17 protein-coding genes are annotated in these 14,112 nt (G+C 67.6%); 5 read left to right on the top strand and 12 right to left on the bottom strand.

The annotated features are described in order from the left end of the window. From ACILQR_RS03515 to ACILQR_RS03490, 6 genes are all read right to left on the bottom strand, one after another. Positions 1–227: 50S ribosomal protein L19 (locus ACILQR_RS03515; RefSeq protein ID WP_395650116.1), on the bottom strand; the 227-nt coding region annotated here is incomplete at its 3' end. A 6-nt stretch (positions 228–233) separates the two neighbouring features. Then, positions 234–983 carry a tRNA (guanosine(37)-N1)-methyltransferase TrmD gene (trmD, locus tag ACILQR_RS03510; RefSeq protein ID WP_395650115.1) on the bottom strand — a complete coding sequence of 250 codons (750 nt, stop codon included), beginning with the start codon at positions 981–983 and terminating at the stop codon, positions 234–236. A gap of 254 nt (positions 984–1,237) precedes the next feature. Further along, the gene (locus ACILQR_RS03505) at positions 1,238–1,582 is read right to left on the bottom strand and encodes a DUF86 domain-containing protein (RefSeq protein ID WP_292156107.1); all 345 of its coding nucleotides are present in this window, start codon (positions 1,580–1,582) and stop codon (positions 1,238–1,240) included. Next, positions 1,579–1,896, bottom strand: a complete 318-nt coding sequence (locus ACILQR_RS03500) for a nucleotidyltransferase family protein (RefSeq protein WP_292156108.1) — start codon at positions 1,894–1,896, stop codon at positions 1,579–1,581. Before ACILQR_RS03500 ends, ACILQR_RS03505 begins: the two co-directional genes overlap by 4 nt. Before the next feature lie 60 nt (positions 1,897–1,956). Then, complete coding sequence (locus ACILQR_RS03495) at positions 1,957–2,457, bottom strand: hypothetical protein (protein WP_395650114.1); 501 nt, start codon at positions 2,455–2,457, stop codon at positions 1,957–1,959. A gap of 13 nt (positions 2,458–2,470) precedes the next feature. Continuing rightward, a complete protein-coding gene (locus ACILQR_RS03490; protein ID WP_395650113.1) occupies positions 2,471–4,141 on the bottom strand; it encodes a thiamine pyrophosphate-binding protein in 1,671 nt (556 codons plus the stop codon). Positions 4,142–4,234: 93 nt separating this feature from the next. On the opposite strand from ACILQR_RS03490, the gene ACILQR_RS03485 reads away from it, so the two are divergent. Both ACILQR_RS03485 and ACILQR_RS03480 read left to right on the top strand, forming a co-directional pair. Then, positions 4,235–4,372 carry an entericidin A/B family lipoprotein gene (locus ACILQR_RS03485; RefSeq protein WP_292154755.1) on the top strand — a complete coding sequence of 46 codons (138 nt, stop codon included), beginning with the start codon at positions 4,235–4,237 and terminating at the stop codon, positions 4,370–4,372. Between the two features lie 113 nt (positions 4,373–4,485). Next, positions 4,486–4,878, top strand: a complete 393-nt coding sequence (locus ACILQR_RS03480) for a YidB family protein (RefSeq protein ID WP_271145550.1) — start codon at positions 4,486–4,488, stop codon at positions 4,876–4,878. A gap of 12 nt (positions 4,879–4,890) precedes the next feature. Here the strand turns inward: ACILQR_RS03480 and ACILQR_RS03475 are convergent, their stop codons facing one another. Beyond that, on the bottom strand, positions 4,891–5,865 hold the full coding sequence (locus ACILQR_RS03475; RefSeq protein ID WP_395650112.1) for an ABC transporter ATP-binding protein: 975 nt from the start codon (positions 5,863–5,865) through the stop codon (positions 4,891–4,893). A gap of 101 nt (positions 5,866–5,966) precedes the next feature. On the opposite strand from ACILQR_RS03475, the gene ACILQR_RS03470 reads away from it, so the two are divergent. Continuing rightward, positions 5,967–6,215 (top strand): zinc-finger domain-containing protein, encoded by a 249-nt coding sequence (locus tag ACILQR_RS03470; protein ID WP_271145552.1) that lies wholly within the window; start codon positions 5,967–5,969, stop codon positions 6,213–6,215. Between the two features lie 4 nt (positions 6,216–6,219). Here ACILQR_RS03470 and ACILQR_RS03465 read toward each other — a convergent pair whose 3' ends face one another. Both ACILQR_RS03465 and ACILQR_RS03460 read right to left on the bottom strand, forming a co-directional pair. Then, the gene (locus tag ACILQR_RS03465; RefSeq protein ID WP_395650111.1) at positions 6,220–7,065 is read right to left on the bottom strand and encodes a ribokinase; all 846 of its coding nucleotides are present in this window, start codon (positions 7,063–7,065) and stop codon (positions 6,220–6,222) included. Next, positions 7,062–8,000 (bottom strand): nucleoside hydrolase, encoded by a 939-nt coding sequence (locus tag ACILQR_RS03460; protein WP_395650110.1) that lies wholly within the window; start codon positions 7,998–8,000, stop codon positions 7,062–7,064. The genes ACILQR_RS03465 and ACILQR_RS03460 overlap by 4 nt, the downstream gene beginning before the upstream one ends. Positions 8,001–8,127: 127 nt before the next feature. On the opposite strand from ACILQR_RS03460, the gene ACILQR_RS03455 reads away from it, so the two are divergent. Together ACILQR_RS03455 and ACILQR_RS03450 are read left to right on the top strand one after the other, a co-directional pair. Continuing rightward, positions 8,128–11,013: a M16 family metallopeptidase gene (locus ACILQR_RS03455; protein WP_395650109.1), complete on the top strand. Its 2,886-nt coding sequence runs from the start codon at positions 8,128–8,130 to the stop codon at positions 11,011–11,013. Then, on the top strand, positions 11,010–11,795 hold the full coding sequence (locus ACILQR_RS03450) for an energy transducer TonB (protein WP_395650108.1): 786 nt from the start codon (positions 11,010–11,012) through the stop codon (positions 11,793–11,795). Before ACILQR_RS03455 ends, ACILQR_RS03450 begins: the two co-directional genes overlap by 4 nt. 4 nt (positions 11,796–11,799) lie before the next feature. Here ACILQR_RS03450 and ACILQR_RS03445 read toward each other — a convergent pair whose 3' ends face one another. The 3 genes from ACILQR_RS03445 to ACILQR_RS03435 form a co-directional block, all read right to left on the bottom strand. Continuing rightward, positions 11,800–12,462 carry an aspartate/glutamate racemase family protein gene (locus ACILQR_RS03445; RefSeq protein WP_395650107.1) on the bottom strand — a complete coding sequence of 221 codons (663 nt, stop codon included), beginning with the start codon at positions 12,460–12,462 and terminating at the stop codon, positions 11,800–11,802. After that, positions 12,459–13,457, bottom strand: coding sequence for a D-cysteine desulfhydrase (locus tag ACILQR_RS03440; RefSeq protein ID WP_395650106.1), 999 nt, complete (start codon positions 13,455–13,457; stop codon positions 12,459–12,461). Before ACILQR_RS03440 ends, ACILQR_RS03445 begins: the two co-directional genes overlap by 4 nt. Before the next feature lie 61 nt (positions 13,458–13,518). Beyond that, positions 13,519–13,932 carry a BLUF domain-containing protein gene (locus tag ACILQR_RS03435; RefSeq protein ID WP_271145560.1) on the bottom strand — a complete coding sequence of 138 codons (414 nt, stop codon included), beginning with the start codon at positions 13,930–13,932 and terminating at the stop codon, positions 13,519–13,521. Between the last annotated feature and the right edge of the window lie 180 nt (positions 13,933–14,112).

The raw sequence follows: 14,112 nt of genomic DNA, 5'->3' as shown, positions 1-14,112 counted from the left end.
TCGACGCCTTCGCCGAAGGAGATCTTGCGGACGGTGAAGCTCTCGTTCACGCCGCCGCCGTCACGGGCGATGCAGACGCCTTCGAAGGCCTGGATGCGTTCGCGCTCGCCTTCCTTGATCTTGACCATGACGCGCAGGGTGTCGCCGGGCTGGAAGTCGGGGATCGCGCGGACGGCGATCAGGCGGGCTTTTTCTTCGGCTTCGATGGTCTGAAGGATGTTGGCCATGGTCTTCTATTCTCCTCGGGCTTTGGCGCCCTTTAGCTTTGATTTGGCGGAAGATTCCGCAGGTTTATTTGCCAGATGCGTCGCCCAGAGATCCGGCCGACGCTCCCGCGTAGTTTGCTCCCTTTGCTGCTGCCGCCACGCGGCCATCTTGCGATGGTCGCCGGACAACAGCACCTCGGGGATCTCCAGCCCCTCGAACGTCCGCGGTCGCGTGTACTGCGGGTGTTCCAGAAGGCCGTCCTCGAAGCTTTCGGTGGACAGGCTGTCTGCCTGGCCGAGCACTCCGGGGATCAGTCGTACGCACGCCTCGATCACCAGCATCGCCGCCGCCTCGCCGCCGGCGAGAACCGCGTCTCCGACGGAGACCTCCTCGAACCCGCGTGCGTCGAGCACCCGCTGGTCCACCCCCTCGAACCGGCCGCACAGGACGGTGATCCCGTCCGCCTTGGCCCATTCCTTTACGCGCGCCTGCGTCAGGGGCCGACCGCGTGCGCTCATGTACAAAAGCGGCCGGGACGACCCCTCGACACTGTCCAGTGCCCGGGCCACCACGTCCGCCTTCAGAACCTGTCCGGGGCCGCCACCCGCAGGGGTGTCGTCCAAGAAGCCGCGCCTATCCTCGGAAAAGGCCCGAATGTCAACCAGATCGAGACTCCACAGCCCCTTCTCGCGCCACGCCGTGCCGATCAGCGACACGCCGAGCGGCCCCGGAAAGGCCTCCGGGAACATGGTCAGGACGGTGGCGGTGAAGGGCATGGGCGGTGTTCGACGAGGCGGCGAAAAAACAGGGTCTGAAAGGTCTGAATAGTCTGAAATCCCGGTTCGGACCGGCGCGGAGGCTTTGCACAAACCCAAAGCTGGGGCGACGGTCACTATACCACGGGCCGAAACCATGCGCGGTCGAACGGCCCAAGTATGCAACTTAGATGCCTTCGCCGGACATGTTCAGCTGGCCGGGAAGCGGCCCAGAAAGCGTTCAACGCTTTCAATCCATGAGACAATCCTGGCTGCTAACCTCTATCCAGCTCTGCCAACATCTCCGTCACCGCGTGTTGCAAGACATCGAGATCATTGCGCAATATGTCTGCGATCACGCGCGGAGCCACCCGGTCGTAGGCATGACGCAGCACATTGCCGATGTCCGCAATGCCTCGCCAGTCGATGTCGGGGTAGCGAGCTTTGGAAACGTCGGAAAGGCTACGGCTGGCCTCGGAAATGACCTCCAGACACCGCTCCACGATGGCGCGCTCGTCGGACAATGGACTGGCGACAAGCACCGCATCAGGGTCGAAACGGCGAAGTCGTTCGATGCGATTGAGCATATCGGTGATGGCGGGGCGAGGATCACGCTTCAAAAGACGCGGACCCCCGAAGCGATGATGCGATCTTTCAGCATCGGGTGGAGGCTTTCACGGCTCATGAAATCGACTTTCTGTCCGATCAGGTCTCCGATCTCTCCCGACAGGCCGAAATAGGCGAATCCGAAATGGCGTTCGGGATCAAGATCACCGAACAGATCGACATCGCTGTCGGGGCCCGCCTCATCCCGTGCCGTAGAGCCGAACAGGAACAGGGACACGATCCCCATCTGGCGCAGGCGCGATTCGAGATCACGAAGCCTGGTCAGAGCCTGGTCACGCAAAAGCGGGCGGGTCAGCGTCGCGGCCATGACGAGACCATAGCGCCGATGCCGAAATACCTCAAACGCGAGCCAGCCGAGGAAGCCGGCTCAGGAAATCCAGGTCTCCGCACAACGCTCGACCTGCCAAGGGTCTTGGCGATCGCGGCGTCGCAACAGACAAATCGACCCGGAACCGGCAAGAAGACCACCACTCACCCAGCTCTCAATGAGGGCAACACGCCCGTCTCTACCAAAGATGGGGCGTGAATATCCGGCACCACCCGGCAAGTCATCCGGTGGGCCTTCAGAGCCTGAAAAGCCAAATGAAGGATCGCAATCCTCCACGCGGCCGATGCTGACCGGGGGTGGCGGACCAGATCGAATGTTGATGATGTCGGCCTGCGCCAAGCCAGGAAACCACGCCCTCAAATCCGAGTCGGGTGGACGAACCGCCGGTGCCAGATCGCCGTAGATCGATCCACCCTGATACCTGACGAAGAGGTGGCATTCCTCATCGTTCAGCGGCTGCCGCGGCAATGCCTGGGGCGTTGTGCATCCTGTAGTGCCCTCGACAAGCACGACGATCAGGACAGTGATCAGATACTTCATCGTGATCAGTGAGCTACCCGCCCCTCAACCCCGTGATCGTCCGGCCCGGCGCGATGTCCTCGGCAGAGGTGATCAGGTGGACGATGGCGGGTTGTCCGGCGGCGCGGGCGGCGGCGAGGGCGGCGGGGAAGGCCTCGGTGGTTTCGCAGCGGACGCCGAAGGCGCCGAAGGCCCGGGCGTACTGGACGAAGTCGGGGTTCTTCAGGTCGGTGGCGATGACGCGGCCGGGGTAGTCGCGCTCCTGGTGCATGCGGATGGTGCCGTAGGTGCCGTTGTCGACGATGACGGTGACGGTGTTGATCCCGTACTGGACCGCCGTAGCCAGCTCCTGGCCCGTCATCAGATATTCGCCGTCGCCGGCGACGCAGACCACGTCGCGATCCGGATACAGGCATTTGGCGGCGACGGCGGCGGGGTAGCCGTAGCCCATGGCGCCCGAGGTCGGGGCCAGCTGGGTATGCATGGCCGTGTGCGGAAAGAACCGGTGCAGCCAGGCGGCGTAGTTGCCGGCGCCGTTGGTGACGATGGCGTCGGCGGGCAGGACGGCCCGCAGATGCGCCATGCATTCGCTCATGTTCGCCGCGCCGGTGACCGGGATGGGGGTGGTGAAGGCTTCCCATGCCGCATGGCCCGCGTTCGCCTGATCGTGCCAGGTGCGGCCGGGCTCGATTTCCGACAGGGCGAGAGCGGCCAGGGACACGTCGGCGGCGGCGCTCATCAGGGGCGGCCAGACGCGGCCCAGTTCCTCGGGGCCGGGGTGGATGTGGATCAGGGAGGTCGGGGTCACCTCGCGATCCAGCAATGTGTAGCCCTGGGTCGGGTTCTCGCCCAGCCGGGCCCCGACGGCGATGATCAGGTCGGCATCCCTGACCCGCTGCACCAGCACCGGATTGGGGCCGAGGCCCAGGTCGCCGACATAGTTGGGCCGGTCGTTGGAGATCAGATCCTTGCGCCGGAAGGACAGGGCCAGCGGCAGGCCGATCCGCTCGGCCCAGTCGCCGATGGCCGTGGTCGCTTCCTGCGTCCAGCCGGAGCCGCCCAGCACCAGGACCGGCCTTTCCGCCTTGGCCAGATGCGACCCGACCTCGGCGACGAAGGCGGGGTCGAGCGCCGAGCGGGCCGGGGTCACCGGGCGTAGCGGGGCCGGGCCTCCGTCGGCCTCCAGCACATCCTCGGGCAGGGCGATGACGACGGGGCCCATCCGGCCTTGCAGGGCGGTGGCGAAGGCGCGTTCGACGACCTCGACCGTGCGGGTGGAGGTTTCAAGCTCGGTCGCCCATTTGGCGAGACCGCCGAAGACCTCGCGGTAGTCGACCTCCTGAAAGGCGCCGCGACCGCGATCGGAGATGGCGATCTGGCCCACGAACAGGATCATCGGGGTCGAATCCTGATGGGCCGTATGGACGCCGATGGAAGCGTGGGTGGCGCCCGGGCCCCGCGTGACCATGCAGACGCCGGGGCGGCCAGTCAGCTTGCCATAGGCCTCGGCCATGTTGGCCGCGCCGGCCTCGTGGCGGCAGGTGATGACCTGGATCCGGTCGGTGACGTCGGCCAGGGCGTCGAGGACGGCCAGATAGCTTTCGCCCGGGACACAGAAGACCCGGTCGATGCCGTTCATGACGAGGGTTTCGACCAGGCGGCGGGCGGTGGTGACGGGGGGCGTGACGTGTGCTTTCTCGGACATGGAGCAGGATTAGCAGAGGACCGGACGGCTTGGCGATGGAACCTGCGGCCAAGCTCACCGTTGTGGAAGCGTCACCATTCAGGAGTTCTCCCCATGCGCAAGATCATCGCCCTCACCATCGTCGCCGCCGCCCTGGCCGTTTCGGCCTGCAACACCGTGTCCGGCGTCGGCCGCGACGTCTCCGCCGCCGGTTCGGCCGTGACCCAGGGCGCCGAGACCGCCAAGAACTGATCTTCGACCCGGTTCGAGGATGGAAAGGCCCGCCCCACGGCGGGCCTTTCTGCGTTTCAAGCGTCACAGTATCGGGCTAGGGTCGCGGCCCTGACCTTCGGTGGAGCATGAAGATGGGAATTCTGGACAGCGTCCTGGGCGGACTGGGCGAACAGGCGGGCGGCGGGATCGCCGATCTGCTGAAGGGTCAGGGCGGGGTCGCCGGGATCGCCGAAAAGTTTGGCCAGAAGGGTCTGGGCGACGTCGCGGCGTCCTGGATCGGCACGGGCGGCAATATCAGCATCACGCCGGAACAGATCCAGTCGGTCATCGGCCAGGGGCCCATCGCCGACTTCGCGAAAAAGCTGGGCGTGTCGCCCGAACAAGCCAGCCAGACCCTGGCCGGACTTCTGCCCGAGGCGATCGACCGGCTGACCCCGAACGGCAATGCCGCCGAAGCCGGTGGCCTGCTGGATCAGCTGCCGGGCGGTCTGGGCGACATGATCGGCGGCTTCCTCAAGAAATAGCCGCCGGCCGCGTCAGTCCTTCGTGGGGCTGACGCGGCTGGCGTCGCCATAGGTCAAAGCCAGGAAGACGTCTTCCAGGTCCGGGTCCTCGGTGGTGATGTCGGCGATGGTGACACCGGCTGCGCGGACGGTGGCCAGCACCTGTTCGACCGAGGACTGGCCCTTCTTGTAGGTGATCGAAAACGCGCCGTTCGGGCGGGCGACGACGTCGAAGCCGGGCACGGTCGGCAGGCCGGACAGCTCACCCTCGGGCGTGACGATGACGTTGCGGGTATCCAGCCGGCGCAGCAGGACCGGCGTCGGCTCACAGGCCACGACCTCGCCCCGGTTCATGATGGCGATGGTGTCGCAGAGCGCCTGGGCCTCTTCCAGATAGTGGGTGGTCAGCAGGATGGTCACGCCCTCGGCGTTGATGCGCCGGACATAGTCCCACAGCTGGCGACGCAGCTCGACATCGACTCCGGCGGTCGGCTCGTCCAGGATCAGGACCGGCGGGTTGTGGACCAGGGCCTTGGCTACCATCAGCCGCCGCTTCATGCCGCCGGACAGGGCGCGGACATAGGCGTGGGCCTTGTCCGACAGGCCGAGCGCGGCCAGCAGTTCGTCGGAGCGGCGCTCGGAGGCCGGCACGCCGTAGAACCCCGCCTGGACCTCCAGCGATTCACGCGGGGTGAAGAAGACGTCGGACACAATCTCCTGCGGCACGACGCCCAGCGCGGCGCGAGCGTCGCGGGGCCGCTGGTCAATGTCGCGGCCCCAGACGGCGGCGGTGCCACCGGTCTTGTTGACCACCCCGGCCAGGATGTTGATCAGGGTCGACTTGCCCGCGCCGTTGGGGCCCAGCAGGCCGAACATCGAGCCGCGCGGGATGACCAGGTCGACGCCGCGCAATGCCGTCTTGGGCGGCGACTTCTTGGTGCCGGCGTAGGTCTTTTCCAGCCCGCGCACCTCGATGGCGTTGACGGGGAGGGCTTCGGTGTCGGTCATGCGGTCTTTCGGTAGAGCCACGCAGAGGTTCGTTTGACGGGGGCGGGGCCTCGGCCCTAGTTATGCGCACCTCCCCGTCCCGCCAAGGTCACGCGTCGAAAATGGTCCAGTCCGCCACCTCCGTCATCGCCCCGCCCGAAGAAGTGGTCGTCAGCTCCAAGCGCGTCGCCTGCGACGGCGGCAACGGTCATACCGGCGCGGTCCTGGGCCATCCCCTGGTCTATCTGGACATGGGCGAGGATGATTTCGTCGAGTGCGGATACTGCGACCGCCGGTTCGTGCTTTCGGCCGACGCCCATTCCGAAAGCGAATATCTGGACCCGGCGGCACGTCCGCCCGAGGCGCACTGAGGCTTCAGCCGGACAGCAGGGCCTCTACCTCGGCGCGGGTCGGCAATGACGGCTGAGCGCCCGGGCGGGTCGCGGCCGCCGCCCCGGCCGCGCAGGCGAAGCGCAGGGCGTCTGACGGCTCCATCCCTTCCAGCAGGGCCACGGTGAGCGCGCCGACGAAGGCGTCGCCCGCGCCCGTCGCATCGACGGCCACGATCGACGGCGGGGTGGCCCAGGCGACCTTGACGCCGCGGTGGTACATCTCGGCCCCTCGCGCGCCTTGCGTCACCACCACCCGGCCGCCGCCGTGGTGCAGGATGTCGCCATAGAAGGCGGCCTCGACCTCATTGACGACGATCAGGTCGGCCCGGCGCAGCAACTGCTCCGACACCGGGGCGGCGGGGGCCAGGTTGGCGCAGACGAAGCCGGTGGCCCGCCCGACGGCAGCCTCGACCGTGTCAATCGGCAGTTCCAGCTGGACGATCAGGGCCGTCTCGATCCGGGCAGGGAGCTGCTCCGGCGTGGCCAGGTGATTGGCCCCGGCGGCGACCACGATCTGGTTCTCGCCCGAGGGGTCGACGGCGATCAGGGCGACGCCGGTGGGGGCGGCGATATCGGTCTCGACACCGGACAGATCGACGCCGAAATCTTCCAGCAGGGCCAGGGCCTCGCCGGCCATGGCGTCGTCGCCGACCCGGCCGATCAGACAGACCTCGGCCCCCAGCTTCTCGACCGCGAGGGCCTGATTGGCGCCCTTGCCCCCGGGATGACGCGCCAGGGTGGCCCCCGTTACGGTCTCTCCGGCCGCCGGCAGGGACGGTGCCGAGGCGACGAGGTCCAGGTTGATCGAGCCGACGACGGTGATGTTCATCGCGCCGCCTCCAGCGTGGTGGCGATCAGATCGAACACGCCCTCCCCGTCCGCCGACACGGCCCAGTGATGCCGGGCCGTGTCCGGATCGACGCGGAACTCGACCGCCGTATGGCCCCGCGTCAGGTCCGAGGTCGTCTCGACCGCAATCCGGCAGGGCCGGGTCTCGAACAGGTCGGGCCGCAGCAGAAGGGCGACGGTGCAGGGGTCGTGCAGGGGTGCCGCGTCCCAGCCGACGATGGTGCGCTCGACGCCTTGCGAGAACCTCAGCATGGCCGCCGCCGTATCGGACGACGGCGTGCCGATCGCTTCGATCCTAACGATGCGGTCCTCGGTCGCGCGGACCTGATGGGTGGCGTCCAGGCCGATGGCGGTGATCCGACAGGCACTGGCGAACACCTCGGCCGCCGCATCCGGGTCGGCCCAGACATTGTATTCCGCCGAGGGGGTGATGTTGCCGCCTTCGCTGCGCGCCCCCCCCATGATGACGACGGGCCCCAGCCGCTCGGCCAGATGCGGGGCCCGGCGCAAGGCAAGCGCCAGGTTGGTCATCGGGCCCATGACCGCCAGAGCGACCGAACCGTGCGGCCGCGCCATGACCCGATCGACGATGGCGTCGGCCGCATGCTCCTCGGCCAGGGGGGCCTCCGGCTCGAACGGTGCCAGATGTCCCAGCCCCTCGGGCCCATGGAACTCGCCCGCGTCGATCGGATCGCGCATCAGGGGCCGCGCCGCTCCGGCAAAGACCGGCACGTCCTCGCGCCCCGCGGTCTGGCGCATCATCCGGGCGTTGCGCGCCGTCTTCTCGACCCCCGCGTTGCCGCCCACGGTGGTGATCGCCAGCAGATCCAGCGCAGGTGCCGCAAAGGCCAGCATCAGGGCCACGGCATCATCCACGCCGGGGTCGCAATCGATGATGAGGGCCTGTCGCGTCATCGCCCCTCGATAGGCGCGGTGACCCGGCCTGGGCAAGCCGCACCATGACAGGACTGTAACCCCACGCCGTCTTTACCCAAGCCACGCAACCCTTCTAACGTCGTCGCAACCCTCAGGAGTTTCGCTGATGATTACCCGTTCGACCGCTCGTACCCTGTTCGCCTCGGTCGCCGCGACCGCGCTCCTGTCCGGGATCGGAGCCGGAGCCGCCCAGGCGTCGGAACCCGCTACGGCCGTCGCTGCCGCGCCCGCCGCCGAGACGGGCACTCTGATCCCGCAGGAGACCTGGCAGCTCGACAACGGGCTGACGGTGATCTTCAACATCGACCGGTCCGATCCGGTGGTGGCGGTGGCCCTGGCGGCCCATGTCGGATCGGCGCGCGAGACGCCGGGGCGCACCGGCTTCGCCCATATGTTCGAGCACCTGTTCTTCCTGGATTCCGAGAACCTCGGCCCGGGCGGTCTGGACAAGATGACGGCCCGGATCGGTGGGTCGGGGGCCAATGGATTCACCTCCAACGACATCACCGTCTACCTCCAGACCGTGCCCAACGACGCCCTGGAGAAGATGATCTGGGCCGAGGCGGACAAGCTGGGCTATTTCATCAACACCGTCACCGACGCCGTCCTGACCAAGGAAAAGGAGGTGGTGAAGAACGAGAAGCGGCAGTCCTATGACAATCAGCCCTACGGCTTCACCTGGCCGGTGACCGCCGCCGCCCTGTACCCGGCGGATCACCCCTACAGCTGGCCGGTGATCGGATCGATGGCGGACCTGAATGCCGCGACCCTGGACGACGTGAAGGCCTTCTATCGGCAATGGTACACGCCCGATAACGCCACCCTGATCATCTCCGGCGACTTCGATCCGGCGCAAGCGCGTGTCTGGATCCAGAAATATTTCGGCGAGATCGCGCGTGGCCCGGGCGTCGCCCAACCGACGCCCCGCCCGGCGGTCCTGAGCCAGACGCGCCGGCTGATGCACGAGGACAATTTCGCCCAGCTTCCCGAACTGACGCTGTCCTGGCCCGGGGTCGAACGCGGGAACCCCGACGTCGCCGCGCTCGACGTCCTGTTCCGCGTCCTGACCGACGGCAAGGATGCGCCGCTGAACCAGGTCCTGATCGACGACCGGAAGCTGACATCCGAGGTCAGCGCCTATTCCGAGAACGACCTCATCGCCGGGACCATCCAGCTGTCGGTCCGCGCCTTCGACGGCGTCGACCTGGACACCGTGCAGTCCGCGCTGGATGAGGGTTTCGTCCGCTTCGAGGCACAAGGTGCCGATGTCGCCACCGTCGCCCGCATCAAGACGATGATGGAGGCCGGCTTCTATGGCCAGCTCGACAGCGTCCTGTCCAAGGCCCAGACCCTGGCCTTCTACGACCAGGCCGGGGGATCGGCCGACGCCGACCTGGCCGCCATCCGTGCGGTGACACCCGCCGACGTGATGCGGGTCTATCGCCGGTATGTCGCCGGCAAGCCGCATATCGCGACCTCTTTCGTGCCCAAGGGCAAGCCGGACCTGGCGCTCGAGGGGTCAGAGGTCGCCTTGGTCGCCGAGGAGGCCATCGTCGCGGGTGCCGAACCGGCCGTGAACCAGCGCGCCGACGACAAGCCCTATGAGCGTACGGCCTCCAGCTTCGATCGCACGGTCGAGCCGCCGTCCGGGCCTGCGCCGGTCCTGACCCCGCCTGCCCTGTGGACCGCCGCCCTGCCCAACGGCCTGAACGTTTCCGGCATCGTCTCGACCGAGGTTCCGCTGGCCACCTTCGAACTGTCGATCGAGGGCGGGCGTCTGTTCGACGACCCGGCCAAGCCCGGCGCGGCATCGCTGCTGGCCCGCATCTTCGATCGCGGCACGGCGATGAAGACCCCGGCCGAGCTGGAGAATGCGTTCAAGGCGCTGGGTGCCACCATCGCGGTGTCGGCGGGCGACGAGCGGTTCTCGATCTCTGGCCGGACGCTGGATCGCAACCTGGCACCGACCCTGGCCTTGGTCGAGGAGATGCTGTTGCATCCGCGCTGGGATGCACCCGAACTCGAACTGGCCAGGGCCGCCGCCCTGTCCGACATCCAGGACCAGAAGTCCCAGCCCAACGCCATCGCCGGCCGGGTCTTCGACCTCGTCGAATACGGTCCGGGTCATATCCTGGCGACCAGCGCCCTGGGCAACGAGCGGTCGGTCGCGGCCCTGACTATGGATGACCTGAAGGCCTTCCACGCCAAGAACCTGGCACCCGGCCTGGCCCATTTCCGCATCGTCTCGCCGCTGGACCAGGCGGCGGTGACGCAAGCCGTCGCAGGCCTCGGTCGAGACTGGGCCGCACGCGAGGTCGCCGTCCCGTCCTGGCCCACGCCCGCGACCCCTGAGTCGTCGAGGGTCTATGTCTACGACGTGCCGGGCGCGAAACAGTCGGTGCTGGTGTTCGGCGGGCCCGCATTGCGGCGGGGCGAGGCGGACTATTATCCGGCCTCGGTGATGAACTATCGGCTGGGCGGGGGCGGCTTCGCCTCACGCCTGACCCAGCAACTGCGCGAGGGCCAGGGCTATACCTATGGAATCCGCTCGGGCTTTGCCGGGGGCGAGCGGTTCGGGGAATTCACCCTGTCCAGCCCGGTCCGGTCCAATGTGACGCTGGAGGCGTCCGCCCTGGCCCGCGACATCATGCGCGACTATGGCGGCACCTTCACGGCCGAGGACCTGGACGTCACCCGCGCCGCCATGAGCCGCAGCCGGGCCCGCGCCTTCGAGACGGCCGGGGCCAAGCTGGGAGTCCTGGCCAACGTCGGCGAGATCGGCCTTCCCGCCGACTATCTGAACCGGGAGGCGGCCGTGATCGACGGCATGACCATCGACCAGATCCGGGCCCTCGCCGACCGCTACATCGACACCGACCGGATGATCTATGTCGTCGTCGGCGATGCGGCGACGCAAGCCGCGCGGCTGGAAGAACTGGGCTATGGCGCGCCGATCATGATGAACGACCGGCTGACAGAAGCGGATCGATGAGCATGCGGCGCCTCGGCCTGTTTCTGTTTATCGGTCTGGGTGCCCTCGGCGGCACGGCGCAGGCGCAGACCACCAATCCGCACTGGATCCGGCCGCCGGACCCCGATGCCACGGGCGTCTTCATGCCCAGCTTTGCTAACACCCTGGGGATCAAGGGTCGGGCCACCATCCGTTGCGAAGTGGAGAAGCCCGGATCGCCGGAGAACTGCGAGGTGATGGCCGAATCCCCCGACGGTCTCGGCTTCGGCCAGGCCGGGATCTACGTCATGAATACGGGTTATCTTGCGCCCAAGATGGTGGCGGGCCGACCGGTGCGGGCCGAGGTGAGTTCCACGATCCACTTCCGCGCCTTTCCGCTGGATCTGATCGAAGCGACCACGCCGATCTATACGGGTCCGACCCCGACAGCCGAGGCGATTAGCCTGGGCCAGTCGATCGTTCGCCGCGACATCGACAAGCTGCTGGCCGACAAGACCAACGACCTGCAAGGGCTCGACCCGGCCCGCCACGCCCCGGTCAACGCCTGGATCGCCGAAATCATGCCGCCCGATCGCACGGAGATGATCGAGACCCTGGGCCTGGCCCTGGCCCGGCTGTTCAGCGAAGCCGATCTTCAGGCCATGCTGTCCAACGGTACGGACCCCGGCGACTATCCGGGTCGGCGCGACTGGGACACCGCTACCGAGGACCAGTTCAGCCGTCGTGAGCAGAAGGGCATCGAGACGTTGCGAGCGCGCTACTGCGCCGCCTACAGCTGCACCATGGCGCCGAGAGTCCGTTAGGAATTCACGCCAGACACCGCTTGACGCACACCCGCGCCAGGACCTCGGCCGAGTCGGTCAGGGGCACGGTCACGTCGGCCTGGGCCAGCAACAGCGGAACCTCGGTACAGCCCGCAACGATCCCCTGCGCCCCGCGTGCGACGAGACCGGCGGCCAGGGCCTTCATCCGGTCGCGGGCGGCCCCGCCCACCTCACCGGCCTTGACGCCATAGATGCGCGTCATGAAAGCCTCTCGGTCGGGGCCTTCCAGCACGACGGGCTCGATCCCTGCCGCCGCGAAGACCGCGACGTAAAGGGCTTCGCCGCCGGGCGTGGCGAGGATGCCGACGCGTCTCGCGCCGGTGGATGCGGCGACCGCCGTCGTCTCCGCGATCATGTCGATGAAGGGCAGGCCGGCGGCGAGGATGCCCGGCTTCTGCGCGTGGGCGGTGTTGCAGGGCATGGCAAGGATTTCGGCCCCGGCGGCCTTGAGACGCAGAGCCATGGCCGCCAGTTCCACCTCTGCCTCGCCCGGTCGGGTGTTCCGATCGGGCACCTGGGGGTTCATGTCCATGAGGACGCGGATGTGGTCGGCATCGCCCTGAGCCGGTGTCAGGGCCTGGACCTGAGCCAGGAAGGCCACGGTCGCCGCCGGACCCATGCCACCGAGGACGCCGAGGACCTTCACAGTTGCGGCCCGATCTCTGAGCCGTAACCGAACAGCCCCTGCGCCCCGCCGGTGTGCAGAAAGACCACCGTTTCGTTCTCGAACCGGCCGGCGCGGGCAAGCGCGATCAGCCCCTTCATCGCCTTGCCGGTATAGACGGGGTCCAGCACGATGGCGTCGGTCCGGGCGGCAAGCACCAGGGCGTCGATCACCGCCTGATCGACCAGACCGTAGCCCTCGCCGACATAGTCGCAGTCGGCGACGACCATGTCATCGGTGACCGCATCGGGCCGACCCAGCAGGGCGGCGGTCTCGCGCGCCAGTTTGAGGACGTTCGCCTCCTGCTTTTCCTTCGGAGCCCGGACGCCGATGCCCAGGACCGGGATGTCGGCCCCCATGACCGCCAGACCCGCGACCAGTCCGGCATGGGTGCCTGCGCTGCCCGTCGCGGTCACGATCCGGTCGATCGGCATGTCCAGTTCGTCGGCCTGGACCATGATCTCGCGGGCGCAATCGACATAGCCCAGGGCACCGATGGCGTTCGATCCGCCGCCGGGGATCACATAGGGCTTGCCGCCGCGCGTCCTGACGTCGGCGGCCGTGGCTTCGAGCTCGGCGACCATGTCGGATCCGCCCGGTACGCGCCGGATCGTGGCCCCGAACAGCCGGTCCATCAGGACGTTGCCGTTCCAGACATAGTCCTCGGCCTTCGATCCCGTCCGTTCCTCCAGAATGATTTCGCAGTTCAGGCCATGAGCCGCTGCGGCCGCGGCCGTCTGGCGCACGTGGTTGGACTGGACCGCGCCCTGGGTCACCAGGGTGTCGGCACCCTCGACCATGGCCTGGCCGAGCAGGAACTCCAGCTTCCGGGTCTTGTTGCCGCCGCCGGCCAGGCCGGTGCAGTCGTCACGCTTGATCCAGAGCTCAACGCCCAGCGCCTCGGACAGGCGCGGCAGGGGCTCCAGCGGGGTCGGCAGATGGGCCAGGCGGACGCGGGGAAAGCGGGCGAGATGCATGGGGGACGCTCCGGGTCGGGGCCCCGTGCTTAGCCCGTCAGGAGGGCGGCGCGAAGGCCTTTCAGGCGCTGCCCTTGGCCGTAAGCGCGTCACGCAGCAGTTCCACGACCCGGGCCGCAGACGGCGCGTTCTCGGCCATGAGGTCGGTCAGGGCCCGGCCGGTCGCCGGCTCAATCCGGGGGCTGGCCATGCTCCATCCGGCGAAGGTGCGGGCCTCGATCGGATAGCGGTCCAGCAGTTTCAGGTCGCGATGGCGGGGATCGCTTTCAAGCCGACGCAGCAGGGCGTCGAGCCTCTCGCCCTGACCCTCCACGACCTGGACATATCTTTCTTCGTGGGCCGCCAGGGCACCGGTCAGGCCGTCGCGGTCGTTGTTGCGCTGCGATTCCGCGAGGATGGTCGCCAGGTTGAGCAGCGATCCCGTCGAACCCGTGGCGCGACTTTCGTAGACGAGGCGTTCGAGGCGGTGGGGCATGGACTCACTCGGACTGAACAGAAATCAAAATTACTGGCGGCGAGACTAGACCTCGCAAACAGCTGTTTCCAAGAGGAAAAATGCAGGGTCGCCGGTCTGTACGGCGGCTGACACGCGCGCAAATCCTGGCACTTCAAGGCGCAGGTGACGTCGAACCCCTTTCGCCGCTAGCGTGGCTGA

It is taken from the genome of Brevundimonas sp., from assembly GCF_044239655.1.
Classification (GTDB): Bacteria; Pseudomonadota; Alphaproteobacteria; order Caulobacterales; family Caulobacteraceae; genus Brevundimonas.
This window is presented reverse-complemented; position numbering and strand designations above follow the sequence as displayed.

What these genes read in the sequence shown, in the direction of transcription:
- trmD (WP_395650115.1), bottom strand. Translation starts at nt 983, where the DNA reads ATGCCCTTCACCGCCACCGTCCTGACCATGTTCCCGGAGGCCTTTCCG.
- ACILQR_RS03500 (WP_292156108.1), bottom strand. Translation starts at nt 1,896, where the DNA reads ATGGCCGCGACGCTGACCCGCCCGCTTTTGCGTGACCAGGCTCTGACC.
- ACILQR_RS03495 (WP_395650114.1), bottom strand. Translation starts at nt 2,457, where the DNA reads ATGAAGTATCTGATCACTGTCCTGATCGTCGTGCTTGTCGAGGGCACT.
- ACILQR_RS03490 (WP_395650113.1), bottom strand. Translation starts at nt 4,141, where the DNA reads ATGTCCGAGAAAGCACACGTCACGCCCCCCGTCACCACCGCCCGCCGC.
- ACILQR_RS03485 (WP_292154755.1), top strand. Translation starts at nt 4,235, where the DNA reads ATGCGCAAGATCATCGCCCTCACCATCGTCGCCGCCGCCCTGGCCGTT.
- ACILQR_RS03480 (WP_271145550.1), top strand. Translation starts at nt 4,486, where the DNA reads ATGGGAATTCTGGACAGCGTCCTGGGCGGACTGGGCGAACAGGCGGGC.
- ACILQR_RS03475 (WP_395650112.1), bottom strand. Translation starts at nt 5,865, where the DNA reads ATGACCGACACCGAAGCCCTCCCCGTCAACGCCATCGAGGTGCGCGGG.
- ACILQR_RS03470 (WP_271145552.1), top strand. Translation starts at nt 5,967, where the DNA reads ATGGTCCAGTCCGCCACCTCCGTCATCGCCCCGCCCGAAGAAGTGGTC.
- ACILQR_RS03465 (WP_395650111.1), bottom strand. Translation starts at nt 7,065, where the DNA reads ATGAACATCACCGTCGTCGGCTCGATCAACCTGGACCTCGTCGCCTCG.
- ACILQR_RS03460 (WP_395650110.1), bottom strand. Translation starts at nt 8,000, where the DNA reads ATGACGCGACAGGCCCTCATCATCGATTGCGACCCCGGCGTGGATGAT.
- ACILQR_RS03455 (WP_395650109.1), top strand. Translation starts at nt 8,128, where the DNA reads ATGATTACCCGTTCGACCGCTCGTACCCTGTTCGCCTCGGTCGCCGCG.
- ACILQR_RS03450 (WP_395650108.1), top strand. Translation starts at nt 11,010, where the DNA reads ATGAGCATGCGGCGCCTCGGCCTGTTTCTGTTTATCGGTCTGGGTGCC.
- ACILQR_RS03440 (WP_395650106.1), bottom strand. Translation starts at nt 13,457, where the DNA reads ATGCATCTCGCCCGCTTTCCCCGCGTCCGCCTGGCCCATCTGCCGACC.
- ACILQR_RS03435 (WP_271145560.1), bottom strand. Translation starts at nt 13,932, where the DNA reads ATGCCCCACCGCCTCGAACGCCTCGTCTACGAAAGTCGCGCCACGGGT.